Source organism: Providencia burhodogranariea DSM 19968, from assembly GCF_000314855.2.
Taxonomy (GTDB): domain Bacteria; phylum Pseudomonadota; class Gammaproteobacteria; order Enterobacterales; family Enterobacteriaceae; genus Providencia; species Providencia burhodogranariea.
On the sequence record NZ_KB233222.1, the window covers coordinates 2,121,044 to 2,139,099 of the forward strand.

The window sequence follows — 18,056 nt, forward strand, 5'->3', positions numbered from 1 at the left end:
ATGGTTGATAAACGCGGATCCTACACAAAAGTTGATTTAGAAGCTTCTGGAAGAGGCGAGTTATTTGGGGAAAATGGTCCGCCATTACCCTCTGGCAACATGTTGATGATGGATCGCATCATCACAATGACTGAAGATGGTGGCACCTTTAATAAAGGCTATGTCGAAGCTGAATTGGATATCAATCCAGACCTATGGTTCTTTGGCTGCCATTTCGTTAATGACCCGGTGATGCCAGGCTGTTTAGGGCTTGATGCAATGTGGCAATTAGTCGGTTTTTATCTTGGTTGGCTTGGTGGCGAAGGTAAAGGCCGTGCACTTGGTGTTGGCGAAGTGAAATTTACTGGTCAAATTCTACCAACAGCCAAAAAAGTCACTTACCGTATCAATTTTAAACGAGTCATTAACCGTAAATTGATTATGGGCCTTGCAGATGGTGAAGTATTAGTTGATGGTAAAGTAATTTACGTCGCTAACGACCTCAAAGTTGGTTTATTCAAAGATACTAGCGTATTTTAATTTTATAAGTAGACCTAAGCTATCTACTATAAAACCAACGTCATCTTGAAGTATGACAATTATAGATTATTAATGCCAAAACCTCCGCAATAGCGGAGGTTTAAAATTATTTATTTAAATGGAATTAAAAAACCGTTTACTCGAGTTCTCTAATCTATAAGTTATGATTGGATCTGCGATTAAGCAGAGAGAATCACCCTATCGTCCATGGCTTGCCGCCAACCTCCTAGCCAATGCGATCGTGCATCTACAGCCTGATAAGGACATAGCTCTTTTGAACGCCCTGCGATTCCTGCTTGGTAACCTCTTGATAAAGCTCTTTCTAAACGGTCTCTCTTCTGTCTTTTCATGCCTTACTTCCCTCATCATTTAAATGGAAAAGAAAACAGTACCGAATCTGATTCGGGTACACTATAGAAATACCGCTCGCTCGATAGGAAATCAAGTAAAGAATTTCATATAAATGTCATAAATGTTATAAATGTGATTTGCATATTCAAAAAACATCAACTCTTTGATATTTCATATAGTTATGTTCTTTTTATTTATAATTCGTTATTTTATGAAGCTGCCTACTCGAATGATTTACAACAGAATTAATAAAAAATGCACCTCCATTCATTAGAATATGAGATGCATTTTATACAAAAATAATAATGCTAATTAAGGTTTGCTGATCTCTTTTGCTATTCCATCTGCAACTTGCTGCCAACCATTTGATAGTGTTCTCACTAACTCAGGATAGCCATCTTCTTTTTGCTCGAGTTGAATATCAAAATTACGACGTATCACCTCTTTACCACGTGATACTGTCCAAAAACCTTGAACCAGTACTGTACCATCATAGCGGCCATTGAAAGCAGTAAGCGTGATATCTAGGGTATCAGGCGAATTCTGCAATGGCTGTAATGAAACTAGCCGTGCAGGAAGCGCTGAGGATAGCTCGCTTACCATCGATTGCCCTAACTGTTGCTCTAATGGACTCGCCCATAAATGAGAGCTAGCGTTACTATAACTCACATCTGAAGTCTGATAAGTAATCCCGTTTGATGTCAGAACATCCGCTAACATAACACGTTGCAGCCAAATCTGATTTTGTTCGCTCATCACTGTAGCAGTTTGAGTCGCTGGTGGTTTCACTGGTAATTGGTAGTACATTTTATCCGGTGTGCTACTACAAGCCGCCAGCATTAAAACAAATATTGATAAAAGATATCTCATTATTTTTTCACTCCTTTAGGCACAGGATCCTTCGATGGCTCAGCTTCGAATACAAGGGCATTACTCTTATTATTCAAAGTACGTAGCAATGGTTGAACTTCCCTAAGAACCTGGTCTAAACGCTGCATGTTATCAACCATCTTGTTGTATGCCGGTGAACCTGGTTGGAATCCTTGCATTGCACGATTCATTTCGCTCAATGTTTTTTGCATATCCTGAGGCAAGTTTTGGAATTCTTTACTTCCCATCAATTTATTCAGTTCAGAAAGCATTACTTGCGCTTCCTTGATGGTTTTTTGCCCATCAGCAAGGGTTTGAGTTGTTTGATTCAACATTGGCTCAATCGGCATGCTATTGATTTTATCCAGTACAGAAATCACTTTTTGCTGAATTTGCGCCAAGCCGCCACTGGTTGTTGGAATAATTTTGTATCCTGCAATAACATCTGGCCCTTTGTATTCAGATTCATTCTGAACAAAATCGAGGTCAATGAATAATGCACCTGTTAAGAAATTACCGGATTTTAATGAGGCTCGAAGTCCATTTTTCATCGCGGCTTCAAGTTCAGTATTCAGATTAAAATCCGCTCCAACATCTTTAGCAAAACGCTCTGGCTCAATATGAATCAGTACAGGAATACGGAAATCATTGCCTAATTTTTGGTCAAGACCTTTTGTATAGAAAGGCACTTGCGCAACAGTACCTAAACGAATGCCTCTAAACTCAACAGGCGCTCCGGGTTGCAATCCTCTGATAGAGTCAGAGAAAAACATTACATAATCTTGGTACTGAGTATAGAGAGAGTTCTGAATGCTACCTTGGTTATCAAATAGCCTGAATTCCGATGCTTCTTTAACATTATCTCCAGGAAGCCATCCTGTAGGGACATCAAAGCTGACCCCACCTGACAACAATGTCGCAATAGAGCCTAATTCAACATGGATTCCTTGTGATGACATATCAAAAGCAATACCACTATCTTTCCAAAAACGCACATTTGTACTAATTAGCTTGTCATAAGGTGCATTGATAAACAGTTGATAGCGCATATCGCGATTATTCATATCGAATTCGCTAGTCTCAACAGAGCCAACACGATAGCCTCTGAACAATACTGGGTCACCCGCATTTAGTTGCCCAGCCTTTTCACTGGTAAGAACAATACGAATACCTTTAGCATCTGGTGACGCTAACGGTGGTGAGTCAAGTAACGTAAATTCTGAATGCTCTTTAGTATCTCGGCCCGGTTGTAATTCAATAAAAACACCCGATAGCAAGGTTCCTAAGCCTGTTACGCCTTCACGCCCAATAGTAGGTTTGACGATCCAAAAAGCAGAGTCTGTACGCAGCAAGTCTTTCATTTCGCTATTAAGGCGAGCTTTAATGACAACTCGGCTAAAATTGTCATCTAATGTCACGCTTTCAACGATACCAATATCAACACTACGGCTCTTAATTTTAGTTTTACCCGCTTCAATGCCTTCAGCATTGTAAGTAATTAAAGTAACCTCAGGTCCTTGATGACTAAAGTGGTAAAACAATATCCAAGCACCGATAAAAACGGTGATGATAGGGATCACCCAAACAGGTGACCAGCTTTTCAATTTACTGACTTTGGCGTTAGCCTGTGGCGTTTCTTGTTCACTCACCCGATGGCTCCTTCTTGTTCGGCAACTTTTAACGCATTTCTCTTTTCGCAGCGATCCCATGTCAATCTAGGGTCAAAAGTTATCGCAGCAAACATCGTTAAAATAACGACGACACCAAAGAAAATAACGCCCAGTGCGGGGACTATACTCATCAATTGACCCATTTGTACCAATGAAGCCAAAATGGTAATTACAAAGACATCAATCATAGACCAACGCCCTACATACTCGACTAATTCATAAATAAAATGCATTCGATGTGGGTCACGGTTACCATAACCTTGCGAATCAAGACACAACCATGCAATACCAATCATTTTTAACGATGGCACCATAATACTGGCAATGAAAATGATCAATGCGACAGGATACGACCCATCCCCCCAAAGTAAAATGACACCATCCATAATAGTCGAGTGCAAATCACTTCCTAACATACTCGTTGTCATAACAGGTAGCACATTAGCGGGGATATATAAGATAATTGAGGTCAATAATAGTGCTAATGTCCACTGTATACTTTGATTTTTACGAACACTACCATGCGCATGACACCGAGGACATTGAGACTGTTCTGCAGGTAAAATAGCAGTACAAACTAGGCATAATCTGATATTTTGGCTTATCCCTGTCTGCCCTACTTTTAATTTTTGCTCAATCTTAGGAGCAGCTTCAATTTTGTTCCACATCCAGTGCCGATCAAGGCATTGAAATGCCCTGACTTGTAAAACACAATATAGGCAGTATGGCAGAAAACTTAAACCAACACCGATGTCACCATAAGCAATCAATTTTACGAAGCTAACAAGAACACCTGCGAGGAAAATTTCCGCCATACACCAAGATTTCATCTGGAACAGAATACGGCTTATCCACACTTTCGGTTTTTTTGGAATATACACCTGAAGGCCGAGTAGTATGATTGTCACCATACAAAACGCAGGGATCACCAACGCAAAAAACAGGAAAAATAACGCTAAGCCGCTATAGCGCGTCGTAGAAATAATCTCAATAATTTGAAATATCGAGATTTCATTTTCAATTCCAGCCGCACTCATTTTCACAAACGGAAATAAACAAGCAACAAACAACATAATTAATGCACTAAACGCATAAGCCGCAGGTTGCTTATAAGGATAACGCCACTTTGCGATTAGCGTCGTATGGCAGCGCGGACAGGTCGCTTTAGTACCTTCTTTTAATTCAGGCACTGCAACGAGCATGTCGCACTGTGTACACAGCACATGTTCATGAGATTCATGAGAACACAAGGTGATTCGCCCCTTCTTATTTCCTGATTATAAGAACTAACTATTTTTCAATAATTCAAGTTCTTGCCAACGATCAAATGCTTGTTCCAACTCTTGTTCTTTCTCACTCAACTTACTCAATGTTTTTTCTGTCTCATCATGAGGTTGGTTAAAGAAGTCGGCATCGCCCACAATTGCTTGCAACTTTTCAATTTCAGTTTCAAGTTGCTCCAACTTGGATGGTAGTTGTTCTAATTCACGGAGTAAATGGTAGCTAATCTTATTATTTCGCTTTGTCGGTTCTTTTTCCTTAAGCGATTTATCTTGATTCGCGATTTTACTTTGTTGTGTAGCTTTCAAACTCACTGTTTGTGCTTTTTGCTGCTGAGCATCAAAATAACCACCAGTGAAACGGTTAATAACACCGTCACCTTCAAAAATCCAACACTCTGTCACACTGTTATCAACGAATTCACGGTCATGGCTCACTAACAAAACAGTACCTTGATAGCCATCTACTAGCTCTTCAAGTAATTCAAGCGTTTCGACATCAAGGTCATTTGTTGGTTCATCGAGGATCAATAAATTGCTTGGTTTTAAAAATAGGCGGGCAAGTAGCAATCTATTACGTTCACCACCTGATAATGCACGAACAGGCGTCATCGCACGTTTTGGTGGGAACATGAAATCTTGTAAATAACCTAAAACATGACGTGGCTTACCATTAACCATGACTTCTTGCTTACCTTCAGCAAGGTTATCCATCACCGTTTTATCTGGGTCTAATGCTGCACGATGTTGATCAAAATAAGCCACTTCTAGCTTAGTACCACAATGCACTTTTCCGCTATCTGCTTGTAAGTCTCCAAGCATTAACTTTAATAGTGTCGTTTTACCACAGCCATTCGGCCCAACTAGCGCAATTTTGTCACCACGCATAACTTGAGCACTGAAATCATTAACCAACACTTTGCCATCGATTTGGTAGTTAACGTTTTCCATTTCAAAAACGATTTTTCCAGAACGAGCTGCTTCCCCGACCTGCATTTTTGCACTACCCATCACTTCACGGCGCTCTGAGCGTTCAACACGTAATGCTTTTAATGCGCGTACACGCCCTTCATTACGCGTGCGTCTTGCTTTGATGCCTTGACGGATCCATGTTTCTTCTTGAGCTAATTTACGATCGAATTCTGCATTTTGCATCTCTTCTACACGTAGAGCTTCTTCTTTTGCTTCCAAATAATTGTCATAGTTACCCGGCCATGACATCAGTTTCCCTCTATCCAGATCAATAATGCGTGTTGCCATATTACGAATAAAGGAACGGTCATGGGAAATAAATACGATGCTACCTTGGAAATCTTTCAAAAAGTTTTCTAACCACAAGATAGTTTCGATATCCAAGTGGTTTGTCGGCTCATCAAGGAATAAAACGCGTGGATTGCTCACCAATGCACGACCCAGAGCCGCTTTTCGTAACCATCCACCCGATAGCGAAGACAATTGTGCATCAGCAGGTAAATCTAATTTTTTAAGCACATCACTGATACGTGAATCTAATAACCATAAATTACGGGTATCCAGAATTTCTTGTACTTCAGCGAGTTTATTTAAATTCTTTTCACTTGGATCTTCTTCGACTAATTTAGAAACGTGATGATAGTCTTTGAGATATTCAGCTTGCTCTGCGACACCTTCCGCAACAAAATCAAAAATAGTACCTTCAACATTACGAGGCGGATCTTGTTGTAAACGTGCGACCACTAAATCTTGTTGATACAGTAACTGGCCATCATCAAGAGGCTGCTCTTTCGTTAATACACGCATTAGTGTTGACTTGCCGGCACCATTACGGCCGACCAAACAGACACGTTCGTTCTCTTCGATATGTATTTCGGTATTATCCAACAAAGGTGCATCACTAAAGGCAAGATAAGCACCGGACAAATTAATTAAAGCCATTGATTTTTTATCCTTTACGCTGCGTGGCGGATCAGCCAGCAGTTATGAATCTGACGGTTACGAGCAAAGTCTTCTGAACAAGTTTTTGCTGTTATTTCATTAGCTTGTAGGCCTAACTCATTCAATGCTTCTACATCCATTTTAAAACCACGCTTGTTATTAGAGAACATAATGGTTCCGCCACGACGCAATAAACGTTTTAAATGGGTAACTAGCTGAACATGATCACGCTGAACATCGAATGTGCCATCCATGCGTTTTGAATTTGAAAATGTTGGTGGATCAATAAAGATCAAATCAAATTGTTCATCACTATTTGCTAACCAGCTCAAGCAATCTGCTTGGATCAATCGATGTTGGCGTCCACTTAGGCCGTTTGCTTGTAAGTTTTTCTCAGCCCATTCTAAATAAGTGCGGGACATGTCCACTGACGTGGTGCTTTTCGCCCCACCCAACCCAGCATGCACCGTTGCAGAACCGGTGTAACAGAATAGATTAAGAAAATCAGCCCCACTACTCATTTGACCTAACATTCGACGTGCAATACGGTGATCTAAGAATAGGCCAGTATCTAGATAGTCAGTTAAGTTAACAAGCATTTTGGCGTTGTATTCTTGCACTAAAAAGAAATCATCTTTTTGTGCCAGTTTTTCATATTGTTGCTTACCTTTCTGACGTTGACGCGTCTTCAATATCAATTGATTTGATGAAAGCTGTAAAACATTCATCGTCGCAGTGATGACATCAAATAAACGCTGGCGTGCTTTGCGCTCATCAACTGTTTTTGGTGGGGCATATTCTTGAACAATCACTTTGCTACCATAAATATCTACAGCAACGTTATATTCAGGTAAATCAGCATCATAAACACGGTAACAGTCGATACCTTGTTGTTTAGCCCATTTACTGAGTTTTTTATGGTTTTTACGCAGGCGGTTCGCAAAATCAGGAGAAATTTCACCCACAGTTTCAGATGGTGATTCTGCTAATAAATAATTCTTTTGCACACAATCAAGTGGGCCATTTTTGGCTTTGAATTCGCGCTCAGAACGTAGCTGCAAACAACTTAACAATTCAGGTGAGCCACTAAAAATTGATAAACGCCATCCAGGGAAGCGTGCTTTAACAACTCGACCCAATTGGCTATGGAGTGCAATTAGAGCAGGTTCACTTTCTAAACGTTCACCATAAGGTGGGTTGCTTAAAATAGTACCTTTGATGTCAGTTTTCACTGGATTTTCTAACATCGCCGCATCACCTTGGTTAAAGCTAATCAGCTCCTGAACCCCAGCTCTACGAGCATTAGAACGTGCCATATCTAAAACACGCTTATCAATATCAAAACCATAAAAACGTGAGGTCGTATCTTTTAAGCCCTGACGAAAGCGTACTTGAGCTTCTGTTGTGAGCTCACGCCATAATTCTGGATTGTATTTTGACCAAGCATAAAAGCCCCAATGATCACGATGTAAGCCCGGTGCTCTATCAGCAGCCATCATCGCAGCTTCTATTAATAAAGTTCCAGAGCCACACATTGGATCAACAAGCGGTGTGTCTTTCTGCCAACCTGAACGATTAATAATAGCCGTAGCTAAGTTTTCTTTTAGTGGAGCTTGCCCAGCTAAATCACGATAACCGCGAATATGCATTGAGTCACCACTCAAATCTAATGCGACACTCGCCTTTTCTTTATTTAGATATACATTCACACGGATATCAGGCTGCTGGCGTGCAACATCTGGTCGCTGATCGATTTTACGCACGAAGCAATCGACAATGGCATCTTTAACTTTTAATGCACCATATTGGCTGTTACGGATCTCATCATTGGTACCACTAAAATGTACAGAAAATGTATCGGTCACTGAAAAAATCTCAGTCCAGTCGATAACTTGCACACCAAGATACAAATCTAAGTCACTATAAACATCAAACTCATTCAATGGTAATAAGATACGGGATGCCAGCCTGCTCCAGAGCAGACTCTGATACATAACCCGTTCATCAGCCTGAAAATGGACGCCCCCTTGTGCAATTTTGCACTGGCTAGCGCCTAGAGCTTCTAATTCCGATTTCAATAGTTCTTCTAGGCCACGAGCTGTGCTGGCAAACAGAGAATTCATAGTATTTTTACCAAATTGGATGAAAAATTGTTGCGCATTATAGCTAATCTTATGCGCTTGTCATAAAGTTGCTCAGCAACAATTTTAAGGATTAAAAAATGATAACGCTTTCACGTCTTTATACACACCCCATTAAATCAATGAGAGGTATACGACTCTCCCATGCATACGCAGATACCAGCGGGCTAATATTTGATCGTAATTTTATGGTAACAACACAGGAAGGTAAATTTATCACGGCAAGAAAATACCCGCAGATGTTACTATTTACACCAGCAATGCTAAATAATGGTCTTTATCTCAAAGCACCTGATGGTGAAAGTGTGACAGTATTGTATCAGGACTTTGATCAAAATCAGAGTCCAACAGAAGTATGGGGCAATCATTTTCATGCACTAATTGCACCTGAGGCCATTAATTCTTGGTTAAGTCGCTATTTTGACGAGCCAGTACAACTTCGTTGGTTAAGTTCTCAGCTATCCCGTCGTGTTAAAACCATTCCTGATGTTCCATTATCTTTTGCTGATGGTTACCCATTCTTACTTATTAATGAAGCCTCAGTACAAGAATTACAAAAACGCTGCCCTGCCAGTATCAAGCTTGAACAATTTCGAGGCAATTTGATTATTACGGGAGCACAACCTTTTGAAGAAGATACTTGGCAAAAGATTCAAATTGGTGATGTCGTATTTACCTTAGACTCTCCCTGTAGCCGTTGTATCTTAACAACTGTCAGCCCGGATAAAGGCATTAAACACCCTAATCGTGAACCATTAGCAACCCTACAAACATTCCGTACGACCGAGAACGGTAAGATTGATTTCGGGCAAAATATGATTATCAATAATACTGGCATTATTCGTGTTGGCGATACAATTACTGTGCTTGAAAAGAAACAATCGAGCCAATATTTCCCACAAGAAAGAGAGACTGATATTAAACCAGAAGATATTCAACTGCCATTAAGTTCAGTGACGCTCACATTTGAAAACAATGTATATGATGGAAATACTCAAGAGGTCATTCTCGAACAACTTGAAGCAAAAGGTGTGTCATTACCTTATTCGTGCCGTGCTGGGATTTGTGGGCAATGTAAAATAAAGCTTATTGAAGGGGAAGTTACACCTTTAAAACAAAGTGCAATTAAAGATAATGGCTATATATTAACCTGTAGTTGTATTCCTAAAAGCGCACTCAAATTATCTTTACAGTAATTTTTTATGCCAGCATACCAATAACGATTATTTATAGGTTTATTTTATTGGCGGACATAAAGAATAGCTATCAAAAAAAGATCATGGACGATCAATTAAATAACATTTCCATATAACAAACCACTGGTTTTACGTTTATACCGCAGCATGCGATCATTCATGATCTTAATTGGATCACAAAATCGCAATTTACGATCAGGTAATTCTAATTGAGCTTCGGCTAACAAACATAAACTCGCCGATGCACCTGCTTCTGCAATAATAAATGTAGCAATACTGTTTGTATTTTCTAAGTCAACTTGAATAAGTTGCCCCTGAGATGGCATTTCAATTTCGTGAAAAGATGAAAAATACCAACTTTTCGGCATTTGAGGTTTTAAAAAACGAAATGCCACTAAGCTATTTAAGACTAATTCAGCTCTTTCTTCATTTGATAGATTTAATCTTTTAGCCTGCTCATCAAATATATAAAACTCACCGGCATCTTCAATGCTAAAAGGCATCTCAGTACGAGCACAAACTGTTAACATTTTGGCTGGGAAGCATGAGCGAAATATCATGCCGTTAGCAAGATCTAACATTAACCTGTCATGGTCATGATCAAAATACCAACGCCAATGATCATCGGGTTTAATTTTCATAAACGATCCCATAGCGATTTATAGGCAAACCTACTTTTAATATATAACCCACCAGACTTTTAGTTTTATGCCGCGTGTTCGCAATAAAATTCTACACTCCGCGACTCAAATTACAGTATTGTCTAATCTATTTGGGTTTTTTCATATAAATAGTTTTTTATCACCTATACATAATTTGAAATATTTTGAGTATATACTCATAATATATCAAGACGCCGTTGAGTTCGCTCAGCTCCCTAAATCACATTATTATTGCCATTCTAGGAATATTCTTCTGCTCGCTTACCTAACTGCACTTGAGTTATTTTGCGTATAATTCCAGATAACTCTGCCTCAAAAACGATTAAAATAACGATTAAAAATAAGCAATCTATACTCTACATAATTCGATTTACATGTAGGCGATAAGTAAAGGTAGACTGAGGACATAGATAAACTATGTAACCCGACTAGCTAAGTATAGCCAATAACCATACAAATTGAAGTATGACAAGTATTTTCAATATAAATTAAAAAGGGGCATAAATAAAGCCCCACTTAAGTAAATTTCTAGTAAACTAAATATGATTCACAATATCTTTTATTAATTTAGGGCCATGATATATAAAACCAGAATAAATTTGGATCAATGATGCCCCTGCTTCTATTTTTTCTCGTGCTGCTGTTAATGAGTCAATTCCACCAACACCAATAATAGGTAATTTACCGTTTAATTCACGAGAAAGTATTCTGATAACTTCAGTACTTTTAAGTTGAACAGGACGCCCACTTAAGCCACCAGCCTCATTACAATGATTTAATCCTTGAACTAAATCACGATCTAAAGTGGTATTAGTTGCAATCACACCATCAATATTATGACGAACTAAACTGTCTGTAACTTGTATTATTTCTTCTTCTGTTAGATCAGGAGCAACTTTTACAGCCACGGGAACATATTTTTGATATTTCAATTGGAGTTCAAGTTGTTTCACTTTTATTCCATTTAATAGATCATCTAATGCATCTCCATATTGCAATGTACGTAAGCCTGGAGTATTTGGTGATGATATGTTAATGGCAATATATCCTGCGTGCGAATACACTTTATCCATACAAATTAAATAATCGTCTTTACCTTGTTCAACTGGCGTATCTTTATTTTTACCAATATTTATGCCAATGATCCCGCCATACCTTGCTTTTTTGACGTTCTCAACCAGGTTATCAACGCCTTTATTGTTAAATCCCATACGGTTGATAAGCCCTTCAGCTTCTGGCAGCCTGAATAAACGAGGTTTATCATTACCTAATTGTGGTCGAGGTGTCACTGTACCAACCTCAATAAAACCAAATCCCATTGCGCCAAAAGCATCGATGCATTCACCATCTTTATCCAAACCAGCAGCAAGCCCTAGCGGATTTTTAAATGATAGTCCCATACATTGAACAGGTTTAGTCGCAATAGATTGACGTAAGAGGCATTTAAAAGGAGAGTTATTTAAACGATGAAGTTGGCGAAAAGTCAGTTCATGGGCTTTTTCTGGGTCTAACTGGAATAAAGCCTTGCGGGCAAGGTGATATAACATATCCAATAACCTATTTATGTCTATACCCTTAATACTTCAGTTGCCGATTTGAGGTTTATCATCCTAGTCACGGAGTTATCTGCGCGGCTAGTAACTCGTTCACTTACCGCCTACCGACAACCTGAATTATTTGGTGTATAAAGCGATTAAAGACACAATATTCTGCGCATCAAAAAACCCGCCAAATCAAGTTTGCCAAGGTTATTTTCCAACGAGCAGTTATTTTCATCTGATAAAACGCGATATAGATTACCCTATCTTGTGTAACTTAATCCACGAAAATATCAATCTATATTCATCATACTTCAAAGGACTGTTGATCTTTGCAGTCAAGATATCAGACTCATCAGATAACAGTGGTGAAATCTCTTTTGAACTCGAATAACGTATTAAATTATGCTAAAAGTGACATATTGGCACTTTTAGCATAATTTAATAGAGGAAATATGACTGGATTTGAACTAAGGCTTTGGAGACGAGGGATGAACTGGGATCAAGAGCGAGCATCTGAAGAACTTGGGATCAGTCTAAGAAGTTATAAACGTTATGAAAAAGAACAAAAAATAACCAAACTGCTTGAATTAGCAACCTTTGCGTTAACGATAAAACAGTAATATCTGTATCACTAAGTAACTAACTTTAAGATACCAGCAAGTAAGTATCGAATATTAAAAAATCTCAATTTCTGATTTTCTGATTAAATTAATTCATAAAACAAAAACCCCTGAAATCAATTTCAGGGGTTGCCGATAACGAACTTTGTACTATTAAATAAACGGCTTAACTTTCAAGTGCTTTAGTGACTTTTTCGAATAGATCGCCTGATAGGTTTTCTAACCCTTTGAGTTGCTCAAGCTTATTACGCATTAAACTTTGGCGTTTTTCATCGTAACGTTTCAAGCGGATCAATGGCTCGATCAATCTTGAGGCCACTTGCGGATTACGTGTATTCAAATCAACTAAAATTTCATAGAGGAATTGATAACCACTCCCATCTTGTGCATGGAATGCGGATGGATTACCTGAGGTAAATGCGCCGACTAAAGAACGAATTCTATTCGGATTACTCATGCTAAATGAACGATGTTTCAGCAGGCTACGCACTTTTTCCAATACGTCTGATGCTGGACTCGAACCTTGCAGCATGAACCATTTATCCATCACTAATCCATCTTGATGCCAACGTTCATCGAATTCAGTCATCAGTTGTTCAAGGCATGGCAACTGAGATTCACTCGCTGCGGTTAACGCGGCCAGAGAATCCGTCATATTATCTGCTGATTTAAATTGTGCAGACACTAATTTATTAGCCAGTTCTTGAGAATCCCCTGCTGCAATATATTGCAGACAAATATTACGAAGTGCTCGTTTAGCTATATCTTGGTGATCGACACGATAACCATCAATTTTAATTGATTGATAAACAGCTAAAAACTCATCGGCCATTTCAGTTGCCAATTGATGAGCAATGAAATCTGCAACAATATGAATCGCATCAGGGTCGATCGTTTGGAATGATTCCGCCATTTCATTTTCAGAAGGCAAAGTCAAAATGAGTGCAATTAAAGCGGGATCAATTGAATCACTCAGTAAAACAGCACGAAATGCGTCAATTACATGTTCTGGGAACACTAATGGTTTGCCCGCTTGCTGGTTAACCACATTACTTTTCACATAATTATTGATCAGTTGCTGAGCTGCATCCCAACGAGAAAAATCATTACGAGAATACTTCATTAAAAATGCAAGTTGCTCATCACTATAAGCATAATCTAACTTAACTGGTGCAGAGAATTCTCGTAGAAGTGAAGGTATTGGCTGGCTAGTGACTTCATCAAACGTGAAGCTTTGTGATTCTTGTGTCACATTGAGCACTGAATTAACCGTGCTACCTAAATGTTTCAGAGGAATAACTGCACCATCTTCACCATACAACTCAACATCCAGAGGAATATGTAATGGTTGTTTATCTGCCTGATCCGCTGTTGGTGGCGTCATTTGATTAACATGCAAAACATATTGCTGTCTTTCGGGGAAATATTCGTCACGAACAGTTAAGACTGGTGTACCTGACTGGCTGTACCAACGGCGGAATAAAGAAAGATCCACATTTGATGCATCTTCCATAGCTTGCACAAAATCATCACAAGTTGCTGCACTACCATCATGACGATGTACATAAAGCTGGATACCCGCTTGGAACATCTCCTCACCCAATAAAGTGTGGATCATACGAATAACTTCAGAACCTTTTTCATAAACCGTCAAGGTATAAAAGTTATTCATCTCAATCACTTTTTCGGGGCGAATTGGATGTGCCATCGGACTCGCATCTTCAGCAAACTGAGCGGCTCGCATCACTTTAACATTATTAATTCGGTTAACTGAACGAGAACCTAAATCTGAGCTAAATTCTTGATCGCGGAAAACAGTTAAACCTTCTTTTAAACTAAGCTGGAACCAGTCACGACATGTAATACGGTTGCCCGTCCAGTTATGGAAATACTCATGACCGATAACAGCCTCGATATTCAAATAGTCTTTATCGGTTGCTGTTTCATTTTTTGCGAGGACATATTTTGAATTGAAGACATTCAGGCCTTTGTTTTCCATTGCACCCATATTAAAGAAATCAACAGCAACAATCATATAAATATCAAGATCATATTCAAGACCAAAGCGTTCTTCATCCCATTTCATAGCATTTTTCAGCGATTGCATTGCCCATGGTGCACGATCAAGATTGCCTTTATCAACAAACAGTTCTAAGGCGACTTCCCGTCCACTGCGTGTGATAAAAATATCGCTAAGGACATCAAAATCACCGGCAACTAAAGCGAATAAGTAACTTGGTTTTGGAAACGGATCTTCCCATTTAACCCAATGACGTCCATCTTCAAGAACACCTTCAGCAATACGGTTACCATTTGATAACAAATAAGGATAACGTTGTTTATCTGCCGTAATTGTCGTCGTGTAGCGCGCTAAAACATCAGGCCTGTCTTGGTAATAAGTAATATGTCGGAAGCCTTCAGCCTCACATTGTGTACATAAAGCATCGCCAGAAACATATAAACCTTCTAATGCAGTATTTTTCTCTGGACTGATTTCATTCACAATTCGCAAAGTAAAAGCTTCTGGCAATGACTCGATAATTAATTTGCTCTCTTGCTCTTTATAATGAGCCCAAGATTGGCCATTCACTTCAACACTGACTAGAACAAGATCTTCGCCATGTAATTCAAGCGAAGAGGACTGTGGATTAATGCGCTTAACTTGGCTAGTTGCCGTGACAACCGTTTTTGTAGGGTCGAGGATAAAATCGAGATCAATTTCTGAGATAGTATAATCAGGAGCTTGATAGTCCTGACGATATTTCGCTTGTCGCAACTGGGTCATAAGTAACCTTTTTATTCGTTAATTCGATATCGTGATTTTCACTTTCTTGTATATATAAAATAGTTCAAATTGCATGTAGGGGACAAGCTAAGCGATACCTTCCTGTGAAAAAAGCACATTGAACATAAATAACACTTTTATCAAAGCCATTAAACGCAAGTCAATATTTATGCAATTTGAAGTATGTTAAGTATATACAATACTATACGCTGGCAGAATGTGAATGGGTATGAGAAACATTTTCATCACCTAATGTTTTTGATTTGTTACTTCAATATATAAAACTGTTAAGATTTGGTTTGTCTGTTGATGCTATGGCACTATTAAATAGAAAATTACATGTTAGTATCACTTTGTATACCCTAAATAATTCGATTTGCATGTAAGCGACAAACGAAGATAGCGAACCACATAGATGAACGATGCAACTTGGCTAGTTTAGCTAAATTAACAACCATGCCATTCGAACGATTACTGGTATAAGTTTGGTGATTGAAAGCGTGCATATTAACGCTTGTTTAGTACTAATAACCGTCTGCTCAATATTAACGCCTATTGAGCAGATGCATAATTGGAGTACTCTCATACAAAAGAGCGATACATAGGGTCACACAATAAGACTTCTATCTTTTGTCAAAGTGAGTATACTTTTCCAACCTTAACGATTTGTATCCAAAATAATTCAAGTTACAGGTAGGCATTCAGTGAAGATATCCCAGAGCAGGCACAATACGGTGTCGTTCGGGTAGCTAAATGGAACAACCTCCGCAACATGTAATATATTATGGGTATAGCTAAGTAGATAAGCTCCGCGAGGATGTCTGCGCGCCATGAATTTAGACGCTACACCGATCATTACATCACTGCTCGATACTGATGCTTATAAGCTTCATATGCAGCAGGCCGTTTTTCACCATTACAGTCAAGTTCCGGTTGTCGCCGAGTTCCGCTGTCGTAGTAGTGAAATTTTAGGCACTTATGCCAATGAAATACGCCAACAGGTTAATTTAATGGCTGACCTTTCTCTAACTGATGAAGAGTCTCGCTACTTAACTACCCTCCCGTTTTTCAAAGATGACTATCTTGCATGGCTGAAGATTTTTCGCTTTAAACCCGAACAAGTGAACATTACTACAGCGGATGATGGGCAACTCGCTATCCGTATTAGTGGCCCTTGGAGCGAAGTTATTATGTGGGAAGTTCCACTACTTGCTCTGGTTAGTGAAATTGTCCAGCGTAATCGGCATCCACAAGTCACCCGTGAGGATGCGGTTAAACAGCTAAAAAAATTACTCTCTGTATTTTATGCACAAGCCGCAGAGCATAATGTTGATCTTACAAACTTCAAATTGATGGACTTCGGAACTCGCCGTCGTTTTTCTTATGACGTGCAATCTGCCATCGTTTCAATGCTTAAAAAAGAATTTCCATATCTTGTCGGCTCAAGTAACTACAAGCTTGCCCATGAACTAGGGTTAGCGCCAGTCGGTACTCAAGCACATGAGTGGTTCCAAGCCCATCAACAAATCAGCCCTGAATTAGCGAATAGCCAGCGAGCTGCGCTACAAAGCTGGCTAGATGAATACCCAGACCAGTTAGGTATCGCCTTGACTGACTGTATCACCATGGATGCTTTTTTACGCGATTTTGATATTAATTTTGCGAAGCGCTACCAAGGATTACGCCACGATTCAGGTGACCCGATTGAATGGGGTAAAAAAGCGATTGCTCATTATGAAAAATTGGGGATTGACCCAATGAGTAAAACGCTGGTGTTTTCTGATAGCTTGGATTTGCAAAAATCATTAGAGCTATATCGCTATTTCCATAAACGCATTAATCTCGTATTTGGTATTGGCACAAGGCTAACTTGTAATATTCCGCAGGTTGTTCCTCTCAATATTGTGATCAAACTCGTTGAATGTAATGGTAAGCCTGTTGCAAAACTATCTGATAGCCCAGGAAAAACCATTTGTGAAGATGATGAGTTCGTCAATCAACTACGCAAAGCCTTCGACCTACCAAAAATGGAAAAAGCCTGTTAATGGGCTTTTTCCATTGCGTGATACCCAATATTGACTTTTTGGGGTATCACGCAAGAAAAGCGCTTTTGCTTTTACTGACTTGCTATTAATATGCCAACTAGGTTTTAGGGGATGTTTATCTTTGCTGCTTATTTTTACTGCACTAATTGATTGAAATGACATCAGTTTTATTATGTCACCTATTGAGGTTATTAAAATAACATCACATAACCCCAAACCCTAAAGGAAAGCGCCCTTTGGGTTCGATTAAACGCGATTTTTCGCTGTGTTGAGCGGCTCTTGCCTAGTTCACTAGGCGGCGAATCACTCGCCTTGCTCAAAAGGCTTTTAATTCGAATAAAAATTGACCTTCAAAGATAAACAGCCCCTAGCTAAAAAGTCTCAGTTCGCCTTTGATTCAAATGTCGTGATTTTTTACTTGTTTCCTGCCCCACGGCAAGTAACATAGAACCTCGACCCTGA

Annotated in this window: 14 protein-coding genes; 4 read left to right on the plus strand and 10 right to left on the minus strand. The window is 39.2% G+C overall.

Features of this window, described 5'->3' with window-relative positions; translation table 11 throughout:
* Positions 1–519: a bifunctional 3-hydroxydecanoyl-ACP dehydratase/trans-2-decenoyl-ACP isomerase gene (fabA, locus tag OOA_RS09105; protein ID WP_008911857.1), complete on the plus strand. Its 519-nt coding sequence runs from the start codon at positions 1–3 to the stop codon at positions 517–519.
* Between the two features lie 179 nt (positions 520–698).
* Here fabA and rmf read toward each other — a convergent pair whose 3' ends face one another.
* The 6 genes from rmf to rlmKL all read right to left on the minus strand — a co-directional run bounded on the left by rmf (position 699) and on the right by rlmKL (position 8,727).
* Positions 699–869, minus strand: coding sequence for a ribosome modulation factor (gene rmf / locus OOA_RS09110; protein ID WP_008911858.1), 171 nt, complete (start codon positions 867–869; stop codon positions 699–701).
* Positions 870–1,182: 313 nt separating this feature from the next.
* Complete coding sequence (pqiC, locus tag OOA_RS09115; RefSeq protein WP_008911859.1) at positions 1,183–1,740, minus strand: membrane integrity-associated transporter subunit PqiC; 558 nt, start codon at positions 1,738–1,740, stop codon at positions 1,183–1,185.
* Positions 1,740–3,389, minus strand: coding sequence for an intermembrane transport protein PqiB (gene pqiB / locus OOA_RS09120; protein WP_008911860.1), 1,650 nt, complete (start codon positions 3,387–3,389; stop codon positions 1,740–1,742). The genes pqiC and pqiB overlap by 1 nt, the downstream gene beginning before the upstream one ends.
* Positions 3,386–4,660, minus strand: coding sequence for a membrane integrity-associated transporter subunit PqiA (gene pqiA, locus OOA_RS09125; RefSeq protein WP_071524218.1), 1,275 nt, complete (start codon positions 4,658–4,660; stop codon positions 3,386–3,388). Before pqiA ends, pqiB begins: the two co-directional genes overlap by 4 nt.
* A gap of 36 nt (positions 4,661–4,696) precedes the next feature.
* Positions 4,697–6,604, minus strand: a complete 1,908-nt coding sequence (locus tag OOA_RS09130; RefSeq protein WP_008911862.1) for an ABC transporter ATP-binding protein — start codon at positions 6,602–6,604, stop codon at positions 4,697–4,699.
* A 14-nt stretch (positions 6,605–6,618) separates the two neighbouring features.
* Positions 6,619–8,727 carry a bifunctional 23S rRNA (guanine(2069)-N(7))-methyltransferase RlmK/23S rRNA (guanine(2445)-N(2))-methyltransferase RlmL gene (gene rlmKL, locus OOA_RS09135; RefSeq protein ID WP_008911863.1) on the minus strand — a complete coding sequence of 703 codons (2,109 nt, stop codon included), beginning with the start codon at positions 8,725–8,727 and terminating at the stop codon, positions 6,619–6,621.
* A gap of 98 nt (positions 8,728–8,825) precedes the next feature.
* Here rlmKL and OOA_RS09140 point away from each other — a divergent pair, with 98 nt between their 5' ends.
* On the plus strand, positions 8,826–9,941 hold the full coding sequence (locus tag OOA_RS09140) for a YcbX family protein (RefSeq protein WP_008911864.1): 1,116 nt from the start codon (positions 8,826–8,828) through the stop codon (positions 9,939–9,941).
* A 95-nt stretch (positions 9,942–10,036) separates the two neighbouring features.
* Here OOA_RS09140 and OOA_RS09145 read toward each other — a convergent pair whose 3' ends face one another.
* The gene (locus tag OOA_RS09145) at positions 10,037–10,582 is read right to left on the minus strand and encodes a cell division protein ZapC (protein ID WP_008911865.1); all 546 of its coding nucleotides are present in this window, start codon (positions 10,580–10,582) and stop codon (positions 10,037–10,039) included.
* Positions 10,583–11,139: 557 nt separating this feature from the next.
* Positions 11,140–12,150 carry a quinone-dependent dihydroorotate dehydrogenase gene (pyrD, locus tag OOA_RS09150; RefSeq protein ID WP_008911866.1) on the minus strand — a complete coding sequence of 337 codons (1,011 nt, stop codon included), beginning with the start codon at positions 12,148–12,150 and terminating at the stop codon, positions 11,140–11,142.
* Positions 12,151–12,632: 482 nt separating this feature from the next.
* Here pyrD and OOA_RS20990 point away from each other — a divergent pair, with 482 nt between their 5' ends.
* A complete protein-coding gene (locus tag OOA_RS20990; protein ID WP_269078031.1) occupies positions 12,633–12,764 on the plus strand; it encodes a hypothetical protein in 132 nt (43 codons plus the stop codon).
* Positions 12,765–12,930: 166 nt separating this feature from the next.
* Here the strand turns inward: OOA_RS20990 and pepN are convergent, their stop codons facing one another.
* The gene (gene pepN, locus OOA_RS09155) at positions 12,931–15,549 is read right to left on the minus strand and encodes an aminopeptidase N (RefSeq protein ID WP_008911868.1); all 2,619 of its coding nucleotides are present in this window, start codon (positions 15,547–15,549) and stop codon (positions 12,931–12,933) included.
* An 830-nt stretch (positions 15,550–16,379) separates the two neighbouring features.
* Here pepN and pncB point away from each other — a divergent pair.
* On the plus strand, positions 16,380–17,594 hold the full coding sequence (gene pncB / locus OOA_RS09160; protein ID WP_008911869.1) for a nicotinate phosphoribosyltransferase: 1,215 nt from the start codon (positions 16,380–16,382) through the stop codon (positions 17,592–17,594).
* Here the strand turns inward: pncB and OOA_RS20480 are convergent.
* Positions 17,568–17,756 (minus strand): hypothetical protein, encoded by a 189-nt coding sequence (locus tag OOA_RS20480; RefSeq protein ID WP_148284505.1) that lies wholly within the window; start codon positions 17,754–17,756, stop codon positions 17,568–17,570. The genes pncB and OOA_RS20480 overlap by 27 nt on opposite strands.
* Positions 17,757–18,056: the final 300 nt, after the last annotated feature.